This window comes from Brucella sp. NBRC 14130 (assembly GCF_040371715.1).
Lineage (GTDB): Bacteria > Pseudomonadota > Alphaproteobacteria > Rhizobiales > Rhizobiaceae > Brucella > Brucella intermedia.
The window spans coordinates 85576-110917 of sequence record NZ_BAABTE010000005.1; the positions used below are offsets into that span (position 1 = coordinate 85576).

The window sequence follows — 25342 nt, forward strand, 5'->3', positions numbered from 1 at the left end:
TGGGCGGCTCTTCATTTCAGGCACCTTGCCTTCGCTCAAGCAGTATCTTCAAGACAAGCGTCACAAGTGCGATCAATGCCAGCGTCGAGGCTGCGGCGAAAGCACCGGCGACATTATAGTCATTGAACAGCAGCTCTACCTGCAGGGGCAGCGTATTGGTTTTGCCGCGAATTGCGCCCGAAACAACCGACGTTGCCCCAAACTCCCCCATCACACGTGCATTGCAAAGCACCGCGCCATAAAGCAACGCCCATCTGATATTGGGCAAGGTGACATAGAAAAAGGTCTGCCAGGCGTTGGCCCCCAGTGTCAGGGCCGCTTCTTCTTCATCGCTCCCCTGCACTTCCATAAGCGGGATCAGCTCACGTGCCACAAAAGGCGAAGTCACGAAGAGGCTGACAAGAAAAATCGCCGGGACCGTGAACATGATCTTGATGTCATAGGACTCCAGCAACGGCCCCAGCAAACCCTGCGATCCATAGAGGAAGAGATATGTCACACCGGCCACGATAGGTGACACGGAAAACGGTATTTCGACGAAAGTAATGAGCAACCGCCGCCCCGGGAACCGAAACTTGGTTACCAGCCATGCAACACAGACGCCAAAAGCCATATTGATCGGCACGACCACAATTGCCGTCAGAATGGTCAACCACACCGCATGCAATGTATCCGGCATCAATATCTCGCTGAAAAAGACATCGACTCCCTTGCTGAAGGCATAGGAGAAGATGACGGCGAGCGGCGCCCCGATACAGATGACCGACAACAGGGCCGCGAGCCAGATCAACAGGCTGCGCATTGGCCCTGAATTTCGCGCGTGCATGCTTGCGCTAGCGTTCTGCATAACGAAGCTGCCTTGCCTGAATGAGATTGGTCACGAGAAGCATGACAAAAGCCGTGACAAGCATCACGAATGCAAGCGCAGCCGCGGCTGGATAATCATACTCATCCAACCGGATGAAAACGAGGAGTGATGTGACTTCGGTTTCGAAGGGCAGATTGCCGGAGATGAAGACAATTGAGCCAAATTCGCCAAGGCTGCGCGCAAAGGAAAGCGACGAGCCTGCAAGGAAAGCGGGAAAGATCGTCGGCCAGATAATGTGGGAGAATGTCTGCCACGAACTGGCACCAAGGCTGCGTGCGGCCTCTTCCACATCGGCACTCATATCCTCCAGGACCGGCTGAACCGTGCGGATGACGAACGGGATGCTGGTGAAGAACATCGCGATCATGATGCCAAGCGGTGCGTAAGCGACCTTTATGCCGATCGGTTCAAGAAACCGTCCGAACCAGCCGTTCTGGGCAAACAGTGTTACCAGCGCCAGACCCGCAATGGCAGTTGGCAGCGCGAAAGGAAGATCGACAGCGGCGTCGATCAAACGTTTGCCTGGGAATTCATACCGCGTCAGTACCCAGGCCAGCAGAAGACCGAACAGACCGTTGAACACGGTCGCCACTGCAGCGGCGCTCAAGGTGATCTTGTAAGTTGCCAGCGCCCGCTCTGAAGTCACAATATTCCAGAAGTCGCTCCAGCCGAGACTCGCCGTTTTCAGGATCATTGCTAATAGCGGCAAGGCTACGATCACGGCCAGATAAAGCAAGGTGCAGCCGAGGGTCAGCCCGAACCCCGGCAACACCGAATTACGTTTCATGCTTAGAAGCGCCACTGGATTTTTCCAAAATGCGAGGCGACCCCGCCCGGGATCGCCAGTTGGCTTTATTATTTGCCTTTGAAAAGCTGATCAAGCACTCCGCCTTCGGCGAAATGTTCCTTCTGCACCTTCTCCCAGCCACCGAAAGCATCCTCAACCGTTACAAGGCGCACATCAGGGTAGATATCCTTGTGCTTTGCGATGACGTCCTTGTCATGCACGCGGTTGAAGTTCTGGGCCAGGATTTCCTGCCCCTCCGGGGAATAGAGGTAATCGAGATAAGCTTCGGCGATCTTGCGCGATCCCCGCTTGTCCACCACCTTATCCACGACCGTAACCGGGAACTCTGCCAGCAGGCTGACTTCCGGTACGACAACATCGTACTTGTCCGGCCCCAGCACCTTTTCGGTGCCGCGCGTTTCCGCCTCGAAAGTCACCAGCACGTCGCCAATACCACGCTCGGCAAATGTTGTCGTTGCCCCGCGACCGCCCGTGTCGAAAACCGGAACGTTTTTGAAAATCTTCCCAATGAAGTCGTGCACCTTTGCCTGATCACCCTTGAACGCCTCGTTCGCGTAAGCGGTCGCAGCAAGATAGGTATAACGCGCATTGCCCGACGTTTTGGGGTTCGGGAAGATCACCTTGACATCGTCGCGCGCCAGATCATCCCAATTCTTGATGTTTTTCGGATTCCCCTCACGTACAAGGAACGCAGGGAAGGAATAATAGGGCGACGAGTTGTTGGGCAACCGCTTCTGCCAGTCCGCCGGGATCAGATTGCCCTTGTCATGGAGGACCTGCACGTCGGTTACCTGATTGAAGGTCACGACGTCAGCTTCGAGCCCTTCCAGAATCGAACGCGCCTGCTTCGACGAGCCGGCATGGGACTGGTTGACGGTCAGATCTTCACCGGTCTTGGTCTTCCAGTCGGCGATGAAGGCCTTGTTGACTTGTTCGTAGAGTTCCCGCGCGATGTCATAGGAAACGTTGAGGATTTCCTTTGGCTCCTGCGCATGAAGCGGGGCGGAGCCCAAACCGAGGGCGACCGCCGCATATAGAATAATTTTTCTCATTAGACCCATCCCCACCGCGCCGTTTGCGAGAAGCGCTATAAACTGGATTGTTTTCGGAAAACAAATCTAACGAGAGAAGAGACAAAATCAATCTAAATAATTGATTTAAATATATAAACTACTTTCATAGTCATTCATGGAACCTGCACCCAATCCATTTGCTGGCATGAGAAAATAATTCTCACCTGGGGCAAAACCATAAAATGCAATGCAAAAGGCAGGAGCCTTCCCTCTCCTGCCTTCAAAACTTTACGCGCTTGCGCGGATTTACCAGAAACCGCGATGCTGCCAGCACCAGAGAAAATTATGCTCGCCACGCTCGACCCGACTGCGGCGGCGGGCTGCAATTTCCTCGGCATTCAGCTTCATTTCGCGCCATGGCTGCTCAAGAAAGGTCGGAATACGCAAGAACGCATTCTTCATTTTAGTAGCGACCAGTTGAACTATTCGCTTCATGCCAAGCCTCCTCATCACCTCACGCTCAGATATTGTCGCGCTTTCGCCGCAACAATGAACGACAGGTTAATTTTGTAGGCTTCCGGGAATTTGTCAATAACCTACTTATTTTATGGGAGTTAACATCGTGAAATAATTTGCGAGCCAAACCGTTTGGCCCGCAAATCTGTTCCAATCACACCTCGTAATCGACGGGCGCGGTAATGCGGACCTTGCCGATATGACGGCCATTCATCGACTCGATCTTGAACTCCAGCCCGTCAGCGGCGAAGCTCTCTCCTCCCAGGGGCAAGTGTCCCAGATGCCAGAGGACATAGCCCGCGAGCGTCGTATAGCGATCAACCTCGTCCACCAGATCGCGTTCCAAGAGCCCGCTCAAGCGACGAATATCGGTGAAACCGTCAACGAGATAGCCGCCCTTTCCGTCCGACTGAGCGACAGCCGCTTCTTCGTCTTCATCCGGAAACTCGCCAGCGATAGCCTCAAGAACATCGGTCGGCGTCACAACGCCTTCGAATGAGCCATGCTCGTCCACCACCACCGCGATCTGAACAGGAGAGTTGCGCAATTGCTCCATGACGCGGAGCACGTTAGCATTCTCATGCACGACCAGCGGCTGCTTCACGGTTTTATCCCAGTCTATGGGTTTCTTGTCACCTATATCCAGCAGAAGGTCCCTGACCAGAGCCACACCGACGAATTCATCCACCTGACGGCGCGCAACGACGACGCGCGAATGCGTCAACTTGCGAATAGCTGCGTCAAGTTCCGCCTCGTCTTCATCAAGGTCGAGCCATTCGATCTCATTGCGCGGCGACATGATGGAGCGTACAGGCCGATCAGCCAGATCCAGCACACCGCGGATCATCTCCTTTTCTTCCGGAAGAAAGACATCGCTGGCCGCCGTCTGCTGAGCAATTACGTCAACCGTATCGGAGAGCGGGTTTTCACCGCGCCCGCCCCCGAGCAGACGCAAGACCGCGCCTGCCGTGCGTTCTCGCAGATCATTGGTGGTGACCAGCTTCTCGCGATTGTGTCGCGCCATCTGGTTGGCTGCTTCGATCAGTACGGAGAAGCCGATCGCTGCATAGAGATAGCCCTTTGGAATATGGTAGCCGAAACCTTCCACGATCAGGCTGAAACCGATCATCATCAGGAAGCCAAGACAGAGGATGACAACCGTGGGATGCTTGTTGACAAAGTCCATCAGCGGCTTGGAAGCAAGCATCATGACGCCGATGGCGACTACGACGGCAATCATCATGACCGGCAGGTGCTGAACCATGCCCACTGCGGTAATGACGCTATCCAGCGAGAACACAGCATCCAGCACGACAATCTGAACGATCACCTGCCAGAACACGGCATGCACGACCTTGGAATTTTTGGGTCCATGTGCCCCTTCCAGACGCTCGTGAAGCTCCATCGTGCCTTTTGCAAGCAGGAAGAGACCGCCAATCAGCATGATGATATCGCGTCCCGAGAAGGATATTTCCATCAACGTGACCAAAGGCTCACGCAGGGCAACGATCCATGAAATGGAGGCAAGCAGTACAAGGCGCATCAAAAGCGCCAGACTGAGGCCGATCAACCGTGCACGATTGCGTTGATGCGGCGGCAGTTTGTCGGCGAGAATGGCGATGAAAACGAGATTGTCGATACCGAGAACAATCTCGAGTACAACCAATGTCACCAAACCTATCCAGGCATTGGGGTCGGCAATCCAGTCCATGGACCAGTCCATGATATGTCGGCTCCTTTAAAGTTCAGCAGAAACAGTGAATAGAACTAACGCTGCAAACAGGTGCTGGCCGGACCACTTTGAGCGGACCAGCCCCATGCAGGCGAGATTGTCGGGAGTTGTGCAACGCGCAGGAAGCCCGGAACGTCCCTCTAGGGAATCCGGACTTCGGGAAGACGAATCGTCAGAACTGTCGTCGGGCATAAAGCGCGATGAACCTTATATCGGGCAATGTGAAGCTCGGCGCCTCAGCGAATACCGGTTGTCATATGGAAGATATCGTTCGTGATTATGCAGACGGAAACCAGCCGCACAAGAGATTACTATTCGGCCGGTGACACATGAACGCGACGCTTGCGTTCGCGGCGCGGACGCGCCTTGAAAAACCGGACACCAATGACGGTCACGATAATCGTGGCGATGGTGATCCCGATTACGAACCAGAACATGTGATCCCCGTCCATCCTGGCGAAAACGCCGGCGCCGCGGCCAGCCAGCCAGCCCGGAAGGAACATCACCGGAGCCCACACCAGCGCTGAGAGGATATTGGCGGTCTGAAAGCGCGTCTGGTCCATCGACATCATACCTGCCACCATTGGCACGGTGCAGCGGATGGGGCCGAAGAAGCGCCCCAGAAACACTGCCAAAAAACCATAACGGCGGAAAAGAAGGCGCGCACGCGCCACGCCGCTCCGGTGCTTGTTGAGGGGCCACTTGTGGATGATGTTACGGCCCAGCCACCAGCCAAGGAAATAGGAGATGATATCGCCAATCACCGCACCGATGATCGCGCCGATGATGACGGGAATGGGTTCGATGATTCCGGCGCCCACAAGGCCGCCGATAGCGATCATGATCGGTGTGGCCGGAATGAACATTCCTATGATGGCGAGAGATTCGCCAAAGGCGATGATGCCCACGATAGGCCCAGCCCATGCCCGATGATCGGAAATAAACTGTCCGAGATCGCCTATTATGCTTTCCATTCCGTCCTCAAATACCGCGAACCGGATTCCGAAACGATATGAACCGTTCCTTTATTCGGCAAGGGCAACTCCGGTGCATGAATCGCCTTGCTCTCATAACTTTGGGCGGTACGGGTGCCTCCTGTCCAGGACGACTACCAACCGATCAAGTCTTTTATATGCCGTAGCTTCTCAGACAAGCATCAATAATTGATGACATGGCTGCGACATTTGCAGCGTAGCCCTACTCCCCGATCAACCTCCCGCCGCACATATTGTACCGGCAACGCCGAATATGGAGTCGGCCAGCTCTCCATACAACGCCACAATGGAAAAAAATGAATCAAATCAAGAATTTCTCTTTTTTGATTCTCAAACACGCGCTGAAAATCCACAACCATAGTAAGCATATTTCAAAGAGACACTGGTAACGTGCAAAATCGGGTATTTAAAAATCCCGCATTTCCGGGCTTTTTGCGCCAGCTGTCATTTTTTTCAGAAAATTTGCAGTTGGAGGCTGGACAGGTGGAAAAGAGGCCGTTATAGAACCGCTCACTTCACCGGGGCCGCTGCCTCGGCAAAGCGAGTGGGTGATTAGCTCAGTTGGTAGAGCAGCTGACTCTTAATCAGCGGGTCGTAGGTTCGATCCCTACATCACCCACCATTTTCTCTTCAGAAAACAAACGCTTCCGCTGATAAATTGTCTTGAGTGACTGGACAAACCCAGACTCTTCCTATGGAGCATACGCTTCGATGCTTCGGGATTCCCCGCACCTTTAAGAATGTTCTCGTGGGCCGCTCTATTGCTCCCCTGATACATTACCGATAATTAATTCGCCCATTCATATGGGGTTCATCTAAAATGACAGACATTACTCGCACGCCATTTAGCGGCGCCCCTGTAAAAGAGTAATGGAGTTAAATAGCCATGAAATCCAAGACCGCACTTATCGCTGTAATTGCAACGTCTTTGCTTTCCCTACCCGCATTGGCACAAGAAAAAAGCAATTCAAATACTGATAAACCGGCGACAGAGACGACCGCTGCACAAAACAGTGACATGAAGGGCAGACACGGCCCCGTTGATCTCGACAAATTCTCACGCCTGGACGATCTCCAGGCAGCCGACACGGATGGCGACGGCGTACTCTCGCGAACCGAAATCGAAGCGCTGGCACAAAAGCGCATTGTGAGCCGTGCGGCTGACCGCATGGAGCGTCGTCTCGATATCAACGGCGACGGCAAGGTCACGCTTGCGGAAATTGAGAACCAGCGCAAGAAGGAATTCGCTGCACTGGATCGGAACGAGGACGGCAAGATTGATCGCAGCGAAATGCGCGCAGCGAAGATGCACCACGCCAGAGGTTCTCATCATAAGGGTCCCCATCGCATGGAGCACCATAAGGGCGGAGAGCACAAAGGCCCGATGAAGGGCCAGGCAGAAAAGCCGCAGGAATAAATCCAAACAAAAGCCCGGGCTCAATGCCCGGGCTTTTTTCGACAGATATCAGCGACAGGTTCACGAGCGGATGACGCCCTTCTTGAAGATGATATTTCCGTAGAGCCTCTTTTCGCCCGTCCGAATGATCGCGAAAGCGTCACGGGCACGGTGATAGAAAGCAAATCTCTCCATTGGATCGACGGTAATTTTACGCCCTTCGGCCTTTTCAATGACGGTTTCAAACTCCTTGAAAATCGCCGGCGTTTCATTGGGTGCCTGCATGACAGCCGCTGGCTTGTCGACAAAATCGTCTAGAGGCAGCAGCGACAGCACGGCCTCAGCCATATCCGTCGCCGTGATTCCCGGAAAATCGAGCACGTGCACGCCGGAAGACTGCGCCGGATAATTGGCATCCACAATCACCAGATCGTCGCCATGCCCCATATCTGCGAGGACTTCCAGCAGCGAGCCCGTCAGCAATGGATTGATATTCTTCAACATAAGGAGTCAGTTCCCATAAAAATTCGAACAGGTCACACTAAACAACTCGCTTTCAGAATCGCAAGGTCCAAGTGCTGGCGGAGGTGCGGCCCTATCGGGTTGTCGGGTCCAGCTTGTCACGCAGCCAATCGCCCACAAAACTGATCGACAGCGTAGTGAACATGATCACAAATGACGGCGCGAGCATGATCCACGGCGCGCGGGTAAGATACTCGCGACCATAACCGACCATATTGCCGAGGCTGGTCATTGGCGGCTGCACGCCGAGACCAAGGAATGACAGACTGCTTTCAAGCAGAATGATCTCCGGGAAGGTCAGCGTCATCGAGACGATCAGCGTCGAAGCGATATTCGGGAGAATATGCTTGAGATAAACGCGTGACGGCGTAGCGCCAAGCTGCGTAACCGCCGCAGCGTAGCCTTGCGCATTGGCAGAAACGGCCAGTCCACGTGCTATACGGGCATAACGCTCCCAACCGTAGAAGCCCATCAGGCAGGTCAGCAGCAGGAGCGAGCTTCCGAAGAATGCAAGCACGGCCAGCGACAGAATGAGGAATGGCAGCGCTGCCTGAAAATCAGCCAGCATGACCACAACCTGTTCGACGGCCCCCCGAAAATAGGCCGCAAGGAAACCGAGCGTTGTCCCGAACACTGCGGAAATGATCGTCGCGCCAAACGCGATGAGCAGCGAAATGCGGATGGACTCGATAAGGCGCGAAAGCACGTCGCGACCGAGCTCATCGGTTCCCAGCCAGTGCTGTGCGTTCCCGGGCAGCGCGAGGCGATTTTTCAGGTCGAAGGCTGTGATGTTGTACGGTCTTATCCAATCTGCGGTGACCGCAATCAGGATCATCGCCGCAATCCAGACAAATCCGATGATGACCATCAGTGGAATGCGCCTGCGGTTCTTTTTCAGTTGCGTGGAAACAGCGGCGGCATTGGCAATCATATCCGTCATCGGTTCAGCCTCACGCCTTGCCCTGCGCCTGACGCAGACGCGGATCGAGATAACCATAGAGAAGATCGACCACGAAATTGGAGATCACCATCGTCGCGGCCACGAGAAGCAGGATGCATTGCACGATTGCGAGGTCGCGATTAGCTACCGAAACCACCAGCAATCTGCCCACTCCTGGCCAGGAAAAGAGCGACTCTACCACCACAGCGCCTGCAATCAGTGATCCGACCATAAACCCCACGATCGTGACAATCGGAATAGCCGCATTAGGCAGCGCGTGCCGCCAGACGACATTGCGCCAGGACACACCTTTGGCGCTCGCCGTGCGAATATATGGCTGCCCGAGAATCTCGATCATCGCGCTGCGGGAAAAACGCGCCAGAATAGCCGCACCGCCAAGTCCCATCGTGATGATAGGGAGAATGGCGTGCATCCAGCTATCCTGTCCGCCCGAAGGCAACCATCCAAGCGATACCGAGAACACGAGCACGAGCAGCAGGCCGAGTACGAAACTCGGTAACGTGAAGCCAATGACAGCCGTTGCCATCACGGCCCGGTCAATGAAGCTGTTGCGGTGCAGCGCCGCATAAATTCCCGCGGGAATGCCAAGCCCAAGCTTGATCAGCAACGCCGGTATCGTAAGCTGAAGGGTGGCAGGGATGCGCTCCGCCACAAGCGTGATCGCAGACTGACCGTCGCGCATCGATATTCCAAGGTCGCCACGCGCGATGGCTCCGAAATAGCGCAAATATTGCTGCCAGAGGGGATCGTCGAGACCCCAGTTCTTCCGGAATGCAGCTATGGCTTCCGGCGGAGCGTCCGGTCCCATGATGATCTGGGCTGGATCACCAGACATGCGCAACACCACAAAGGCAAATGTCACCACCAGAAGAATGGTCACAAATGCACGGAATCCGCGAACCATCAGAAATCTAAGCATGAATATTGTCCGTCTGCGGGGTTCCGGCAAAATGGCAAGCCACTTTACGTCCCGCTGGCATGTCGAGGAGTTCAGGTACCTCGCTGCTGCAGCGTGGAGCGGCAAAACGGCAGCGGGGATGAAAGGCACAGCCACTGGGCCGCGCCGCAGGATTAGGCGGCTCACCCTGCAGAATGATGCGATCGCTGAGCGGCGTTCCCGCGACAGGAACACTCGACACGAGTGCCTGCGTATAGGGGTGAAGCGGCTTGGCAAAAACTTCGTCAGAGGAAGCTTCTTCGACGATACGGCCCAGATACATGACCGCGACACGATCCGATATATTGCGCACCACTTTCAGATCATGGCTGATGAAAACCATCGCAATGCCCTCGCGTTCCTGCAAATCCCGCAGAAGGTTTACGACCTGCGCCTGAATAGAAACATCCAGCGCTGATACTGGTTCATCGCAGACAATGAGTTGCGGTCTGGACGCGATGGCCCGCGCGATGACGACACGCTGACGCTGCCCGCCGGAAAGCTCGTGCGGGTAGCGTGAAGCCTGATCGGGACGAAGCCCCACCGCTCGCATCAATTCGGCGACACAGGCTTTCTGCTCATCCGGAGTCCCAATGGCGTGGATTTCCAGCGGCTCGGCTATCTGACGGCCAACAGGCAACCGCCGGTCCAGAGCAGCAAGAGGGTCCTGATAAATGAGTTGCATACGCGCGCGTAAAGCGCGCCAGCTCGCCGTCTTTTGCCGCGGCAGAGCTGAGCCCTCAAAGGTGACTTCCCCTTCGCTGGGATCTTCCAGACCGAGAAGCAGGCGTCCAGTTGTGGATTTGCCCGAGCCGGATTCGCCAACTATTCCGAGTGTCGTCGCGGGAGCTACCGACAGGGAAAGCCCATCTACAGCGCGAACTGCAACTGGTTGCGCGAACAGCCCTTTGCGTGACGTATAGGTTTTGACAAGGTCGCGGGCTTCGATGAGAGCGGCTGTCATTGTGCTATCGCCTTTGTACTCGCTTGCGTTGAAACACGACCGCGCATTGATGGCAGTGAAGACGACACTGCCGGATAGGGATGAAAACAGGCGACCATGCGCCCCTCACCGGCGTCGTCCTGCGGAACTCCAAGCCTTGGAAGACTTCGCGCGCAGAGGTCGCTCGCGCTCAGGCAGCGTGGCGAGAATGCACAACCTTGCGGAAGCTTGCCGGGTTCGGGAACCGTGCCTTCGATGGGGATCAGACGATTACGCCCGCCGTCAAGGCTCGGAATGGAATCAAACAGGCCATGCGTATAAGGATGACGGGGCGTAGCGAAGAGCGCTTCGGTCCGGGCCTGCTCGACAATACGTCCCGCATACATGACGGAAACCCGTTCGCAGATTTGCGAAACAGCGCCAAGATCGTGGCTGATAAACACCAGAGCCATGCCGGTTTCCGCGCGCAGGGCAGCCAGCAGATCGAGAATTTGAGCCTGGATCGTCGCATCGAGGGCGGTCGTCGGCTCATCAGCGATAAGGATGTCGGGGTTGCCCGCGAGCGCCATGGCGATCATCAAACGCTGGTTCTGGCCACCCGAAAATTCGTGCGGATAATTATCAATACGTCGGCGAGCATCGGGAATTCCAACAAGCTCCATCAATCGCAACGCCTCTGCCCGGGCCGCAGTTCCTCTCAGGCCGCGATGCAGCCGCACGGCTTCCTCTATCTGTCGCCCCACCCGGATAACCGGGTTCAAGGAACTCGAGGGGTCCTGAAAGATCATTGCGACGCGGCCGCCGCGAACATTTTCGAGCGTGCTGTGGGAAGCGGTCAGCAATTCCGTTCCTTCGAGGAGAACACTGCCGGAGATTGACGCCTTCTTCGGAAGGAGACCGAGCGCTGCCAGCCAGGTTACAGACTTGCCGCAGCCGGATTCCCCGACAAGCCCCACAGCTTCGCCACGCTCAATCGAGAGGTCGATACCATGCAGAACCGGCACGCCGTCAAAGGCTACGTGGAGATTGGAAATTTCGACCAGCGGCATCATGCAATCCTTCTGGTTCATTCACATTCGCGGGGCGGGAAGCCCCGAAGGACAAGCGAGCCCGGTCAGACCGGGCTCGCTACTACAAATGGTTCAAGCCCAATTGTTCTTGCGGAAGTCCATCGCGAAAGCAGGTGCCGCCTTCCACTTCAATGACTTCGGCTTGGCCGTGAACGTCGCGTTCTGATGGAGGACCGTGTAGGCTGGGTCTTCACGTTCGCAGATTTCCAGCATCCGCTTGAACGCTTCCTTGCGCTTCGCGTGATCCGTGCTTGTTTCCAGAATGACGGAAAGCTTGTTTGCTTCCTCATTCGTCCATTCGCCGACCTGCTGCTGCTGGCCGTTCGGGCCGTGCTGGCTGACGATGGAAGAAACAGGATCGTTGAACGGCGCAGAATTGGACCAGTCTCGCACTGCGCGTCCCGGGCTTTTTTCCAGGATTTGCTGCCAGTTTTCCTTCATCTGGATTTCGACGTTCAGGCCCACCTGATTCCACATCTCCACAAGGATCTGCGCGGTCGGGGTCTGGTTGGTGTAGTAATTGTTTAGCAGGCGGTAAGGGATTGCATCACCCTTGTAACCGGCCTCTTTCAGAAGCTGCTTGGCGAGATCAGGGTTATATTCCGGAACATTCCAGCCTTGGACGAACATATCGCCATAATAATCCCACTGAAGCCCTGCCGGAACGACCGTGCGGCCAGCCCACAGCGAATCCACGATCGCCTGACGATCGATCGCGTGGGTGAATGCGCGACGCACCAGCGGATTTTCAAGCTGCGGATGGAACTTGTCGAAAACGGTCAGACGATGGTTAAGGATCGTACCGCCTTGGACCTCGAAAGCGTCGTTCTTTTCGATGCCCTCGATCTGGTCCGGCGGAATGTCGCAAGCAAACTGATACTCACCCGAGAGCAGACCATTGATGCGGGAGGCTACTTCCGGCACTTCGATGAAACGGATCTGCTTCAGCGGCGGACGTCCGCCCCAATATTCGTCATGAGCTTCGAGCACCAGCATGTTGTCTGGCTTGAACTCGACAACCTTGTAGGGGCCGGTGGTGATCGGCTTGCGCGCCCAATCGAGATAGCTTGGGGATTCCTCCCAACCGCGACGGCTCATGATCTGGCTGCCGTAACGCGAGATGCGGCCTTCCATGGTGACGTCCGGCGTACCGTTCTTGAAACGCACCGTATATTTGTCGACCACTTCCACACCCAGCAGGGCCGGCCATGAACGGCGAGCAGTCGCGGGAACTTCCAGCGGCAGTTCCTTGCTTTCGCGACCCAGCGGATTCTTTTCCGTGACGTAAATCGTCTTGCCTTCGGCTGGCTGCGTGTCGCCGAACATGCGTTCCTTGCCGAAGGTAAAGGCAACGTCTTCGGCGGTCATCTCGTCGCCATTGTGGAACTTCACGCCCTGACGGAGTTTCAATTCGACGGTCTTGTCGTCAATGCGGGTCCATTCGGTCGCAAGGCCCGGCACGGCAGAAAGCCCGCCCAGCCAGTCACGGTCGATTAGCGCTTCCCAGATGCTGGAGAAGAAGACGCGTTCGCCGACGTTCGATTGTTCGCGAAGGACATCGAGCGTATTGCTGTTCGCCACCTTTTGCACGGCTATGGTGATCGATGGGCGATTGTCGGCCTGTGCGATGGCAAAGCGCGGCAGGATGAGCGAACCCGCGGCACCGGCTGAAAGTCCAAGCATCCCGCGTCGGGTCAGATTGATCATTGGTTGCTCCTGAGATCAATGGTTGCGCGTTGTCAGCCCTTGCGGGCTGGATCTGTAATGGGTGAGTGTCCGGTCGGCATGAGACAGTCGCCACGACAATGCCTTCTGGGCATAGTCACGAACGAGGGCCGCATAAGCAGGATCGCCAGCCAGATTGCTGAATTCATGCGGGTCTGCCTTCAGATCGAAGAACAGCGGCGGCAGGGCGGCAAAATGCACGTACTTGTAGTTTTCGTCCTCGATCACACAGAGGCTGCAATCATCCTGGGAAAGCTGGACCGAGTTCTGCGGCTGATCGTAGAAGACATCGCGAAAATCGAACTCGTAATGTAGTTCCGTGCGCCAGTCGGAGGGCTTTCCCTCAGCCAGAAACGGCAACAGCGAACGGCCGTCGCAGGCGCGAGGCGTTTCCCCGCCCAGCCATTCGAGGATGGTCGGCATGACGTCGATGCTTTCGGAGAAGCCTTCTTCGATCTGGCCGGCGTGCCGGTTCTGTCCCGCATCCTTTATGACCAAGGGAATACGGAAGCTTTCGGCATTGTAACCGATCTTGCCGAGCAGGTGATGATCGCCCAGTTGTTCGCCATGATCGCTCGTGAAGATAATCAGCGTGTCGTCCCACTGACCGGTTTCATCGAGATAGGCAAAGACCCTCCCCAGACAATCGTCGATCTCGGTGATCAGTCCGCAATATGTAGCGCGCATCTGGCGAATTTCGCCTTCATCAAGCGTTGCTCCCGAGCCTTCCGCGCCATGGAAGAACGAGCCGCGTCTGATGTGGTCGATATAGTGCTTCATGAGCGGATGCTGTGCCGCTTCGGCATCCGGATTCTCCGCACGTATAGGCGCAGGCATATCTTCGGCTTTGTACATCGCATGGTAGGGCGCGGAGGCTACGAAAGGCGGATGCGGGCGATAATAGCCAAGATGCAGGAAGAAAGGCTTGCCGTCCCTGCCCTTCAGATATGTCAGGGCGCGCTCCGTGAAGAATGTCGAATCCGAAAATTCCTTCGGAATGCGCGACGGTTTGTCGGTAGCACCGGGAACGGAATGTTCACCTTCCGGCAGCCAGATATCTTCGCGGTTCTCTGGCAGTTCGAAGCCGTTCTGCGCCACCCAGCCAAAATACCCCTCCATATTGGGCTCGAATGCGCCGACCGAACGAAAGCCGTCCATGATGTCGCCCAGGACCGTGAAACGCGGATCCCTTGCAGAGGTTGTGCGCGGATCAGGTGTCGTGGTGGTGTAACCAATGAGCGCGGGATCGTAGCCAATGGCGCGCAGGGCCTTGCCAAGGTTTAGATGGCGCTGGTCAAGCGGAACAGTGTTCTGCACCGCCCGGTGGTTCATCAGGTAGAGGCCCGTCAGCAGGCTTGCCCTTGCCGGACCACACGGCACGCACGTCGTGACATGATTGCGGAAGGTCAAGCCTTCCCGGCAAAGACGATCAAGATTGGGAGTTTTAAGGAAAGGTTCGCGCCCCTCCGCCCGCATCAGGTGAGGGATAAAATCTGCTCGCCATTGATCAACGACGATAAGCAGGACATTTTTTCTGGTCATGTTGGCCTCGTTATTTCCGAGGCTTACTAGGACCCTTGTATTTCAAGGGCATGACCCTTGTGTAATGTTTTGGTGAAGCTCTGATTACAAGAACGCCGGCCAAAGGCCGGCGTTTCGCTTATGTCGATTGAATAGCCGATTATTCCGTCTTGGCTTCGATATCGACCTTGTCGAGCAAAGTGAGCGGATCCTGCGATGCAGCTACCATTTCAAGGGCGCCAATGCCCTTATCGGCTTTCGCCTTGACGGCAAGCTCGAAAATATTCGGCTTAGCAAGGAAGGTAGAAAACGCCGCCGCAACATCCTGTAACTGCGGCTGATCCGCTGCCAGTTCCTGTAGAGCGGCTGCAGCTATCAGAGACACAGTGCTGCGCACTTCGTCTTCGGTCAAATTATTTTCTTGGGCATACATTTTGATGCCCTTCGCGATGATACCCTTTTCCTGGATTTTGAGGTTTACCTGCTTGGCCTTGAGCCCAAGCAAAGCGACCTGTGTCATCACCTTGTCACCCGAGAAGAACTCCTTGGTGAAGCCCCCCATCAAGCCCGACATGGACACGGACCCCATATCCTTACCGCTGACCGAGATGTCCTTGATGATCAAATTCTGGTTTGCTTCATCCCAGTTGGCCTCGAAATTTGAGGACATGGTGAGACGGTCATAACCAAGTTTGCGAAGCTGCTGGTAGAATTCGTCATCGCCCTGTGCCGGGACTTTGAGCGACATATCTTCGTAAGCCACGCGCACGTCGGTCGGAATGCCGTTGTAAGGCTTGTTGAGAGAGACTTCGTAGCTCTTCATGGCAAACTGAATGCGTTCCGGCAGCGAAGGAACCGACGTTTCTTCCGTTGCAGCCTGATCCGCATCGTCCGCGTTTTCTTCGCCTGCATCTACATCTTCAGATTCGTCGTATGGCAGGTCTGCGTCGATTCCCACAATCCGAAGCGTGCCGAATTCCGGGAGCATGGTCGTATAAGGGAAGTTCTCAATCTGATCGTCGCTTAGCGCCGCAAACTTTTTCAACGCTTCGATTGATGTCGCCCAGGAGAAGCCCTGCAAGGAAGCTTCTTCCATCTTCATGTAATTCGGGCCTTCCGCAAACCCGAAACCCTTGATGGTCGCGTCCATCTTCTGATTGTCGAAAGCGACCGCAATGCGTTCGATGCCGCCCTTGCCCTTCGAGGCGTCGGTAGGCTCGATCTTCATGCCGATCAGCTCGACATCACCCTTGCCGATCGTCTCGAATAGGGAAGTCAGCTGGAGAATAAGCTCACGCGTTTCTGCCGGGGAAGGTTCGTCCATCTTTTCGAGAGCTTGCAGCTTTTGCAAAGTTTCGGTGAATGGTACGGCAGGCATACGAGCTGAAAAGCCGTTGCTGCGAACTTCATCGTAGCTGAAAGTCACATCCTTCGTCTTCATGACGATGTTTTTCGCCGAGAACGGACCGTAGACCGGCTTGGCCTCCTTGTCGTCCGGACCTGCCTTCTCGGTATAAAGGCGAGCAAGGAAGACACCATCTATGTCCTTGCCTTCTGCGGCACCGATGGTACCGGTCATTTTTTCCGTGACTTTTTCGCCGTCTTCGTCTGGAACTTCGACCGTAAAGTCGAAATCTGTGCTGCCAGCGGTATAGTGAGCAACCTTGCCGAGGTTGATATCTTCCAGCGCAACGTCCTTGTAGACAACGTTCTGTTCGTTATTCGCAACCGTCTGGACGACCTTGATTTCCTGCGCGGTGAGGCGCTTTGCCGAGAAACGGCCAACGCGCTCCGGCAGCGTGAGACCGCTATTGCCGAAAGTGTCCTTCAGCATGGCGCTATCGAAATTGGCGTCTTCGATCGCCACGCTTGGAATGGAAATCTTGTAGTTGCCGATCTCTGTATCGATGCCCGACGCATTCAGCATCCCCGTGAGGAACAGGAACTTCGGGCGACCATCGACCGAAGCAATACGAACGTCAGAGCCATCCTTCAGCGGCAACGTCACGTCGCGCAGGTGGATACGTCCGAGAAAATCCGCTTCGACGGAAGATGCCTTGCCGCCACGCTTTTCAAGCTGCGATGTAATGGTCTTCTCAAGTGTGAATTTGTATCCGGTCAAACCGGCGGCGGCGATAGCGATTATCGCAACAGCCGCCCACAGCGCCTTGCGCCCACCCTTGCGGGTTCCGTTCTTTGCCTGCTCCACGATGCTGGTCCTTTCAGCGCAAATTAAAACGGTGTCTGTGCCAGCTTATTGTCTAGAGCGAATTCGCAGTCGAAGGGAGGCTTTGACATTGCGTTAATACGGCTGAAACAACTGCTTGAAACACACAGCCTGAATCGGTCAGGCAGGCAGATGCTCTAACTACCTGAAATTGCAAGCGCAAGAAGGGATATAAAATTTTCTCACAATATTTTATGCTTTGCTCAAGCAATACTCGAACAAAGCAACATACAAATATTCGCAATCTCGATGGAAATATCTATCAAACCACTTCAGTTGCCGAACCAGGCTCCAACCCCTCATACGAACATACGGATACTGTCAGCCGCTAAAGCGGCTGATCTGGATGCGGAGATGCACCATACGCGCCCCAGACGGATTGATCGAAATTCACGTTGGCGCCGGTCATCAATCCGGATTCTTCCGAGGCCAGGAAAGCTATCGCACGGGCAACTTCGGCCGGATCGATCAGCCTTCCGAAAGGCTGGCTCCGGGCCGCTTCATCGAGCCAGTTCGCCGGCGCATTGTGAAATTCGCGCTGGATGCGATCCTCGCCGTCCGATGCCATCCAGCCAATATTCAGGCTATTGATGCGAATGCGGTTGCGAAGCACCGAATAGGCCACGTTGCGGGTCAGCGTGTCGAGCGCCCCCTTGGAGGCACAGTAAGCCGCAATGAATGGCTGGCCGCCCATGGAGGACATCGAAGAAATATTGACGATGGTTCCCTCAACCTTGTCGCGTCGGAACAGCTTTATCGCTTCCTGAATGAGGAAGAACGGCGCTCGCATATTCACCGCAAACAAACGGTCGAACAGTTCGGGGTCGGTATCCAGAATGGTGCCCCGATCCGTGAGACCAGCAGCGTTTACGAGGACATCGAGTCGTCCAAACACACGATCAGCTTCCGAGATGATCTTGCGGCAGTCTTCCACCTTCTCAAGATCGGCCTGAACGAAAACGGCTTCTGTTCCCGCTTTTTTCAACTGATCGACCTGTGCCCGCCCCTTCTCAGCCGAACGCCCGCATATCAAGAGACCTTTCGCGCCTCTTTCAGCAAACAGTTTGGCCGTTGCTGCTCCCAGCCCTTGGGTGCTTCCCGTTATGACAGCAACTTTACCGCTGAATTGTCCGTTCATTCTACACTCCGAAAACCCATCAAACCCTGCCGCCCAGTTCGGCAGTCAGATCGGCAAGCTCCTGCCCACCCGCCATCAGGCTTTGCAGTTCGTCCATGTCCACATCGTTCTTGGTTCGCGTTCCAAGCGTTACGCCGCGATTGAGAACCGTGAACTTGTCGCCGACCGCATGGGCATGACGAACATTGTGGGTGATGAAGATGACGCCCAGCCCCCGCGAGCGCACCAGATTGATGTATTTGAGAACCATCGCTGTCTGGCGCACGCCCAGCGCCGAGGTAGGTTCATCAAGGATGAGCACCTTCGCCCCGAAATAGACGGCGCGGGCAATGGCCACACACTGGCGCTCGCCGCCGGAAAGCGTTCCCACAGCCTGCTGTGGATCACGAACGTCAATCCCGATCTTGCGCATTTCCTCGCGTGTTACCTCTTCGGCCTGTTGTGCATCGAACCAGCGGAAAGGTCCGACGCCCTTTGTCGGTTCGCGCCCAAGAAAGAAATTGCGCATGACGGACATCAACGGGATCATAGCTAGATCCTGATAGACGGTCGCGATGCCATGATCGAGCGCATCACGCGGACTGTTGAAGAAGACAGGCTTCCCCTCAACCAGAAAGTCGCCGCTCGTCGGCTTATGCACGCCGGACAGCGTTTTGATCAGGGTCGATTTACCAGCGCCATTGTCACCAAGCAGACAGTGCACCTGCCCCGGTTCGACGCTTAACGAGACGCCGTTCAATGCGATGACTGGGCCGAAATGTTTAACGAGATTGCGGACTTCGATGATGGGCGTCGTCATGGCAAACCTCCTCAGCGCTCGCCGGTCGCACGCTTGCGAATGAAATTGTTGAAGAGCACCGCGATCAATAGCATTCCGCCGAGAAAGACCAGATACCAGTCCTGATCGATCTGGGTATAGGTCAACCCGATCAACACCATCCCGAATATGATCGCACCGAAGAATGCGCCTATCGCAGAGCCATAACCGCCGGTCAGCAGACAGCCCCCAATCACCGCGGCAATAATCGCCTCGAATTCCTTCTGGAAGCCGCGGCGCGCGTCGGTTGAGCCAGCATCCAGAACGGTAAGGATAGCCACCAGTGCTGCAGCCATTGCCGTGCACATGAAGAGTGTCGTCTTGACACGGCGCACGGGAACACCGGAATTGCGGGCGGCAAGTGCATCACCGCCTGCCGCGAAAATCCAGTTGCCGAAGCGGGTGCGCACCAGCACATAGGTCGCGATAAGCGCAATGGCGATGAACCAGAGAACTTCGACAGGGACGCCTCTTACCGACGGCTCCCCATTGGGGAATTTGGCGATCAGGTCGTTTTCAGCCATCCAGGCAAAAACTCCCTGAAAGGCATCGCCGGAAAAGAGTCCTGCAAGATAACTGCCCGCAACGGCTTCCTTCACACCCCGCAATTGGGTGGCTCCGCCCGTGGCCCATTTCAGCCCAACCAACGACAAACCACGCAGAATGAAGAGGAAAGCGAGCGTTACGATAAAGGATGGCAGGCCCGTCCGGATAACTATCTGGGCATTCACCACGCCCACGAAAGCCGCAAAAAGCAGGGTGACGATGATGGCGACGGCGAGTGGTACCTGCCACACGACGAGGGCAGCGGCGAAGATCAGGCCAGCAAAGGCGACCATCGAGCCGATGGAGAGATCGAACTCGCCGCCGATCATAAGAAGCGCCGCGGCGACGGCCAGAATGCCAAGCTGCGAAGCAGGCGCCATGAAGTTCATGATACCGGCTGCCGTGAACATCGCAGGGTTGGCAACAGAAACGAAAAAGATCGTTATAAGGATCAGACCAGACACCGCCCCCAATTCCGGCCGGCTCAGGAGCCGCTGCAACGGGCTGGCCGATTGCAAACGCTCATCCTTCGACAGCGGTGCCGTTCCGGCCTTTTGATGGGGAAGTGGCTCACTCATGATCTTCTCCTGATACATTCCGGGCGCAGAAACCCATTCCCGCCCATTGTCATGGGCGGGCTTGATGTTTGATCGTCGAAACGAGGTTAACGGATGCCCTTGGCCGAAAGTTCAACGACCTGCTTGGCTTTGTCCTTGGTGATCAGGTTCGGACCCGATGGAACATTACCACCCGGCATCAAGCCGTACTTCGCGTTAAGCGCGAGAAACGATACCGGCAGATAGCCTTGCAGGAACTGCTGCTGATCGATGGCGAAATCCGCCTGTCCCTTTTCGACGGCTTCCAGAAAGCCAGCCGACATATCGAACGTCGCAACGTGGATACCGCTGCGACCGCTCTCTGCAGCAGCCTTCACAGCTGGTTCACCCGCGAGTGTCGCATTGAGGGTCAGGATCGTGTCGACGGCAGCATCGGATGCCAAAGCCGCACGAACCTTGGCTTCGTTTTCTGCAGGATCTGTCGACGTAGGCAGAACCGTCACCTCACCAAAGCCCTCTTTGAAGCCTGCACAACGCTGATCGAGCGAGACGTTTCCGACTTCCTGATTGACGCAAATGCCTTTCTTTCCGCCAGCATTCTTCAATGCTTCACCGGCAACCTTACCGGCATCGAATTCATCCTGACCGACATGCAGCAGAGCGCCGAGCTTCTTCGAAGCATCGGACCCGGAATTCATGGAAATGACGGGAATACCGGCTGCGACAGCACGTTGAATCGACGGTCCAAGCGCATCCGCATCTGGAATGGAAACCACGATACCTTGTGGTTTCTGATTGATCGCAGCATCGATAAGCTGCGCCATCTGCACCATGTCAAAGGTTTCCGGTGCGCGGTAATCGACCTTCACACCCGTATCCTTTGCCGCTTCCGCAACGCCATTCTTCACGACAGACCAGAACGGGTCGGATGCCTGACCATGGCTGACCACGACGATATTAATATCAGCTGCCTGGGCTGCGACAGAAGCAGCCAACAAGGCCACCCCGGCTACGGCCGACTTCAATAGAGATTGCATGTTCACTCCTCCCTTGTCCGGCGCTCCCCGCCGGTTTGCGTTAACGCTTTACCTTCGTCTGCGGCATCCCGGCGCTCCTCCAAGCGTTTGTCCGGCAACTCATGCAGAGGTTGGGTTTATTCAATAGAATGAAACATTCATAACAAATTATCGTGGAATTATAATTCCATTTCTGGTAGCTGATGTCAATCGCATAAGCTGCCGACGATATGCTTATTTCGCAAAGGAGTTGCGCAGCGCCAAACACCTCGACCATCGTTTCGGGAGGAATGCCATGACTGGTAGAACTGAGCTTCTGACGGTCGGTTTGATCGGGTCCGGTTTCATGGGCAAGACGCACGCCCTTGCACTCGCAAACGTCAACCGGGTGTTCGACTTGCCGATTGAAGTGCGGCTTCACACATTGGCCGATGTGAATGCGGAAATAGCGACAAAAGCCGCAAAACAACTGGGCTTTGCAAATGCCACCGGCGATTGGCGTACACTGATCTCAAACCCGGATGTCGATCTCATCGACATCACTACGCCAAACCGTTTTCACAGGGAAATGGCGCTCGCCGCCATTGAAGCAGGCAAACACGTCTATTGCGAAAAGCCGCTTGCCCCCACCGCAGCCGAGTGCCTCGAAATGGCGCTCGCCGCTGAACGGAAAGGTGTTCAGACCGCAGTCGGATTCAACTACCTCAAAAACCCGATGATAAAGCTGGCAAGGGAAATCATCGAAAGCGGAGAACTGGGCGAAATCCGCAATTTTCGCGGCATTCACGCTGAGGACTTCATGGCCGACGCCCGTATCCCCTGGACCTGGAGGCTTGATCCGGCGGGCGGAGGCGGAGCACTGGCCGACATCGGCAGTCATATCATCGCTGCTGCGCGCTATCTCGTTGGACCGATCACAGCCGTCATGGGAGACGCCGTGACAGTCATCAGCGAGCGTCCGGATAGTTTGAACCCTTCACGGATGAAACCCGTGGAAGTGGACGACGTTTCGCGTGCTTTCCTGCGTTTTGAAAACGGAGCGACCGGAACGCTCGAAGCAAGCTGGATCGCCAGCGGTCGCAAGATGCAGCATGATTTCGAGATTTCCGGATCGAAAGGTTCGTTATGCTTTTCGCAGGAACGCTTCAACGAGCTCGACCTGTTTCTCTTTTCCGACAAAAAAGGGCAACAGGGCTTCCGCAAGATATTCGCAGGACCTGAGCACGAACCCTATGGAGCCTTTTGCGTCGCGGGCGGTCACCAGATCGGCTTCAATGATCTCAAGACAATCGAGGTCCGCGACTTCCTGCTTGCCACCGCTGGACAGAGGAACGGTCACGCCGATTTTCGTGAGGGTTATGAAGTGCAGAAGGCTGTAGAAACGATCTACGCCTCGTCCCGTGACCGCCAATGGAAAAATGTCTAGCCTGTACGTGAAGCAGGATGAACGATGAACTCTCCGTCGACTGTCAGTATTTTCGCATCTATGCCATAGACGTCTTGCAATAGTTGCGGCGTGAGGACCTCCGTTGGCGCCCCGTCCGCAACGATTTCCCCCTTGTCCACCACAAGCAGGCGCGTGCAATGCTGTGCCGCAAGGCTCAACTCATGCAATGAGGCAACAACCGTTCTCCCCTCCCGCGCAAGTTCAGAAAAACTCTCCATCAACCCCAGTTGATGAGAAGGGTCGAGGCCTGCCACCGGCTCGTCAGCGAGTATCATCGGCGTATCCTGCGCCAGCACACGCGCAATCAGTACCCGCGCCCGCTCGCCGCCGGAAAGCTCCATTGCGGGCCTGTCTCGGAATTGGGCAACGTCCATACGCTGCATTGCACTATCGACAAGCGCCTTGTCCTGCGCATTCATGCTCGCAAAGACCGGTTTCAACGCAGAACGGCCCAAGGAAACAAGCATCTCCACTGATATCGGCCACGCCACATCACGCTCCTGGGGCAGATAGGCAAGCTTTTGCGCTTTTTCCGAAGCCGTCATTCGGCGCAAGTCGTCCCCATCAAGCGAAATCTCTCCTCGGGACGCAACAAGCCCCAGGATAGCGCGCAACAACGTCGTCTTTCCGGCGCCATTGGGTCCGATCAACCCGATGAATTCACCGTCGCGAATAGCGAAACTTGCATCGTTGAGCGCAGCTTTTCCGCCGAGCGTAACGGAAAGATTTTTTGCCGAAAGCGATGTCATACGAGCCGCCTCCGATATTTGAAAACCAGCCACAGGAAGAACGGCGCACCGATGATTGCGGTGAGGACGCCCAGTTTCAGCTCACGCCCCGGCATGACGATGCGCACCAATATGTCAGCCGCCAGCAAAAGGCCAGCGCCACCGAAACCGCTTGCGACCAGTAATCGCGATGGACGCGAACCCACAAGGGGACGCAAGAGATGAGGGACCACCAGTCCTACGAAACCGATTGCCCCTGCAACCGCAGTGGAAGCACCGACGCAGGCCGCGGTACCCAGCACGGCAAAAAGCTGCACACGAGCCAGATTGACGCCCATCGTGGCCGCAGCGTCGACCCCTAATGTCAGGCTGTCGAGAGACCGCCCGAGTGCCAGAAGCATCGTCCAGCCAACCAGAATAAATGGTGCGGCAAGACCGACATGGGTCATTGATCTGTCTGCCAGCGATCCGAGCATCCAGAACACGATTTCCATTGCCGCAAATGGATTGGGTGACAGGTTGAGCGCCAGCGCCGTCAATGCTCCGGCAAGGCTCGTCACCGCGACACCTGCCAGAATGACGGCGAGCGTGCCGGCATTCCGCCCCGCCAGAAGCTTGACGAGAAACACCGACACAAAAGCCCCCGCCAGCGCAAGCAGCGGCAAGGCCAGCGGAAACAGAAGCGACAGGCCGCTATAGATAGCAATAACCGCTCCGAACGACGCCGATGCGCTCACTCCCAGCAAACCCGGTTCCGCGAGCGGGTTGCGCAGATAGCCCTGCAAGGCAGCGCCAGACAGCCCAAGCGAAGCTCCGATAAGGAGCGCGAGCAATGCCCGGGGCAGACGGATTTCGCGCATCACTAGCACGATCATTTCGCTGTCATCGCCGAAAAGTGCCTTGAGGCTGTCGGGGATGCTGATTGCCGCAGGTCCCGTCAGCAGCGAAACAACGAAAAGCAAAGCCACGAGCAGGGCCAGCCCGACCAGCAGAAGATAGAAGCGGTTACACTCAGTCACGCGCGGCCTCCGCGAGTTCTGCCACGGCTTCCACGCTGAATGGTCCACCGCACACGGTCAGATTGTCTGCTATCGTCACCGCCCTCGCCTGTCTCTCGAGCGCCCGCAAGGCCGGGTGTTCGAAATTCTCGAAAGCCAGCGCAGGCGCGCGTTCTCTGGAACTGCGCACCAGAATATCCGGCTTTTCGAGCACCAGTTTTTCCAGTGATAGCGGCGCAGAGCCACTGACGCCTGCCTGGTCGGCCAGATTATCAAGTCCGGCAAGGCGAACTGCTTCATCGACCAGCGTGCCCCGACCGGATGTGTAACTGTTGGCGTAATAAAGCGCGACCGTCTTGCGACGGACAGGCTGCTGGATTGCCGCTAAAGCAGCTTTCATCTTATCGATTTCCCGGCTGGCTTCCGCCTGTCTTCCGAGCAACTCGCCCATGCGACGCAGATGATCTTCTATATCGCTGAACGAGCGGGCGGGCGCGAACTCTTCCACCCGTACGCCGAGCCTCCGCAATAGTCCAACCGTCGCTCTCGAGGAGAATGTTCCCGCCAGCACAAGGTCGGGCTTCATCAGGAAAACTTCTTCTGCCTGCGCATGGTTGGCCGGCAACTGCCGGGCTTTCGCCGCCATGACGGACAATTCCGGGTCCTGCGATAGATAGGAAACCGATTGTAGCTGCCCTTCCCTGGCCAACAGAATTGCGAGCTGATCGGTACATACATTGATGGAAACAACCCGCTTTGGACTATCCGCTGCATCTGCCGGATTTCGAACGAAAAGGGCCAGCCCCGCCGCGAGGCAGAAGCTGATGGTCCAGTTTGCGGATGCCCTTTTCATTCTCTGTT

At 55.9% G+C, this 25342-nt stretch carries 23 protein-coding genes and 1 tRNA gene; 3 read left to right on the top strand and 21 right to left on the bottom strand.

The annotated features are described in order from the left end of the window. Positions 1-16: 16 nt before the first annotated feature. The 6 genes from cysW to ABWW28_RS11555 all read right to left on the bottom strand — a co-directional run bounded on the left by cysW (position 17) and on the right by ABWW28_RS11555 (position 5911). The gene (cysW, locus tag ABWW28_RS11530; RefSeq protein WP_176588178.1) at positions 17-847 is read right to left on the bottom strand and encodes a sulfate ABC transporter permease subunit CysW; all 831 of its coding nucleotides are present in this window, start codon (positions 845-847) and stop codon (positions 17-19) included. Beyond that, complete coding sequence (cysT, locus tag ABWW28_RS11535; RefSeq protein WP_006471719.1) at positions 834-1655, bottom strand: sulfate ABC transporter permease subunit CysT; 822 nt, start codon at positions 1653-1655, stop codon at positions 834-836. The genes cysW and cysT overlap by 14 nt, the downstream gene beginning before the upstream one ends. A gap of 68 nt (positions 1656-1723) precedes the next feature. Next, entirely contained in the window at positions 1724-2728 is a 1005-nt protein-coding gene (locus tag ABWW28_RS11540) for a sulfate ABC transporter substrate-binding protein (RefSeq protein ID WP_021586689.1), read from the bottom strand. 267 nt (positions 2729-2995) lie between these two features. Then, positions 2996-3184, bottom strand: a complete 189-nt coding sequence (locus tag ABWW28_RS11545; protein ID WP_022568359.1) for a hypothetical protein — start codon at positions 3182-3184, stop codon at positions 2996-2998. 175 nt (positions 3185-3359) lie between these two features. Next, positions 3360-4928 (bottom strand): TerC family protein, encoded by a 1569-nt coding sequence (locus ABWW28_RS11550; RefSeq protein ID WP_021586688.1) that lies wholly within the window; start codon positions 4926-4928, stop codon positions 3360-3362. Between the two features lie 320 nt (positions 4929-5248). Then, complete coding sequence (locus tag ABWW28_RS11555; RefSeq protein ID WP_021586687.1) at positions 5249-5911, bottom strand: DedA family protein; 663 nt, start codon at positions 5909-5911, stop codon at positions 5249-5251. A gap of 567 nt (positions 5912-6478) precedes the next feature. Here ABWW28_RS11555 and ABWW28_RS11560 point away from each other — a divergent pair. Both ABWW28_RS11560 and ABWW28_RS11565 read left to right on the top strand, forming a co-directional pair. Next, positions 6479-6554, top strand: a tRNA-Lys gene (locus ABWW28_RS11560). A 264-nt stretch (positions 6555-6818) separates the two neighbouring features. Continuing rightward, positions 6819-7349, top strand: coding sequence for an EF-hand domain-containing protein (locus tag ABWW28_RS11565; RefSeq protein ID WP_021586686.1), 531 nt, complete (start codon positions 6819-6821; stop codon positions 7347-7349). Between the two features lie 60 nt (positions 7350-7409). Here the strand turns inward: ABWW28_RS11565 and ABWW28_RS11570 are convergent, their stop codons facing one another. The 12 genes from ABWW28_RS11570 to ABWW28_RS11625 all read right to left on the bottom strand — a co-directional run bounded on the left by ABWW28_RS11570 (position 7410) and on the right by ABWW28_RS11625 (position 21329). Further along, positions 7410-7832 carry an RbsD/FucU family protein gene (locus ABWW28_RS11570; protein ID WP_021586685.1) on the bottom strand — a complete coding sequence of 141 codons (423 nt, stop codon included), beginning with the start codon at positions 7830-7832 and terminating at the stop codon, positions 7410-7412. Positions 7833-7923: 91 nt separating this feature from the next. Further along, positions 7924-8790, bottom strand: a complete 867-nt coding sequence (locus ABWW28_RS11575) for an ABC transporter permease (protein ID WP_021586684.1) — start codon at positions 8788-8790, stop codon at positions 7924-7926. 10 nt (positions 8791-8800) lie between these two features. Continuing rightward, positions 8801-9730: an ABC transporter permease gene (locus ABWW28_RS11580; protein WP_006471716.1), complete on the bottom strand. Its 930-nt coding sequence runs from the start codon at positions 9728-9730 to the stop codon at positions 8801-8803. Continuing rightward, positions 9723-10712, bottom strand: coding sequence for an ABC transporter ATP-binding protein (locus ABWW28_RS11585; protein ID WP_021586682.1), 990 nt, complete (start codon positions 10710-10712; stop codon positions 9723-9725). The genes ABWW28_RS11580 and ABWW28_RS11585 overlap by 8 nt, the downstream gene beginning before the upstream one ends. Beyond that, positions 10709-11743 (bottom strand): ABC transporter ATP-binding protein, encoded by a 1035-nt coding sequence (locus ABWW28_RS11590; protein WP_031346694.1) that lies wholly within the window; start codon positions 11741-11743, stop codon positions 10709-10711. Before ABWW28_RS11590 ends, ABWW28_RS11585 begins: the two co-directional genes overlap by 4 nt. Positions 11744-11833: 90 nt before the next feature. Beyond that, a complete protein-coding gene (locus ABWW28_RS11595; RefSeq protein ID WP_021586680.1) occupies positions 11834-13468 on the bottom strand; it encodes an ABC transporter substrate-binding protein in 1635 nt (544 codons plus the stop codon). A gap of 15 nt (positions 13469-13483) precedes the next feature. Continuing rightward, positions 13484-15028 carry a phosphoric/sulfuric ester hydrolase PehA gene (pehA, locus tag ABWW28_RS11600; RefSeq protein ID WP_075041968.1) on the bottom strand — a complete coding sequence of 515 codons (1545 nt, stop codon included), beginning with the start codon at positions 15026-15028 and terminating at the stop codon, positions 13484-13486. 139 nt (positions 15029-15167) lie between these two features. Further along, positions 15168-17216 (bottom strand): aq_1923 C-terminal domain, encoded by a 2049-nt coding sequence (locus ABWW28_RS11605; RefSeq protein WP_021586677.1) that lies wholly within the window; start codon positions 17214-17216, stop codon positions 15168-15170. Positions 17217-17562: 346 nt separating this feature from the next. Further along, positions 17563-18372, bottom strand: coding sequence for an SDR family oxidoreductase (locus ABWW28_RS11610; RefSeq protein WP_176588179.1), 810 nt, complete (start codon positions 18370-18372; stop codon positions 17563-17565). A 19-nt stretch (positions 18373-18391) separates the two neighbouring features. Continuing rightward, a complete protein-coding gene (locus ABWW28_RS11615) occupies positions 18392-19171 on the bottom strand; it encodes an ATP-binding cassette domain-containing protein (RefSeq protein ID WP_006467147.1) in 780 nt (259 codons plus the stop codon). Positions 19172-19182: 11 nt separating this feature from the next. Beyond that, on the bottom strand, positions 19183-20313 hold the full coding sequence (locus ABWW28_RS11620; RefSeq protein WP_036592843.1) for an ABC transporter permease: 1131 nt from the start codon (positions 20311-20313) through the stop codon (positions 19183-19185). Positions 20314-20399: 86 nt separating this feature from the next. Then, positions 20400-21329 carry a sugar ABC transporter substrate-binding protein gene (locus ABWW28_RS11625; RefSeq protein ID WP_006471710.1) on the bottom strand — a complete coding sequence of 310 codons (930 nt, stop codon included), beginning with the start codon at positions 21327-21329 and terminating at the stop codon, positions 20400-20402. Positions 21330-21603: 274 nt separating this feature from the next. Here ABWW28_RS11625 and ABWW28_RS11630 point away from each other — a divergent pair, with 274 nt between their 5' ends. Then, positions 21604-22734, top strand: a complete 1131-nt coding sequence (locus ABWW28_RS11630) for a Gfo/Idh/MocA family protein (protein WP_021586673.1) — start codon at positions 21604-21606, stop codon at positions 22732-22734. Here the strand turns inward: ABWW28_RS11630 and ABWW28_RS11635 are convergent. Genes ABWW28_RS11635 through ABWW28_RS11645 form a run of 3 tightly spaced genes read right to left on the bottom strand, consistent with a single transcriptional unit; the run spans position 22731 to position 25334 of the window. Further along, complete coding sequence (locus ABWW28_RS11635) at positions 22731-23504, bottom strand: ABC transporter ATP-binding protein (RefSeq protein WP_021586672.1); 774 nt, start codon at positions 23502-23504, stop codon at positions 22731-22733. The two genes, ABWW28_RS11630 and ABWW28_RS11635, sit on opposite strands and share 4 nt — an antisense overlap. After that, positions 23501-24502 (bottom strand): FecCD family ABC transporter permease, encoded by a 1002-nt coding sequence (locus tag ABWW28_RS11640; RefSeq protein WP_021586671.1) that lies wholly within the window; start codon positions 24500-24502, stop codon positions 23501-23503. Before ABWW28_RS11640 ends, ABWW28_RS11635 begins: the two co-directional genes overlap by 4 nt. Continuing rightward, a complete protein-coding gene (locus ABWW28_RS11645; RefSeq protein WP_021586670.1) occupies positions 24495-25334 on the bottom strand; it encodes an ABC transporter substrate-binding protein in 840 nt (279 codons plus the stop codon). The genes ABWW28_RS11640 and ABWW28_RS11645 overlap by 8 nt, the downstream gene beginning before the upstream one ends. Positions 25335-25342 lie beyond the last annotated feature (8 nt).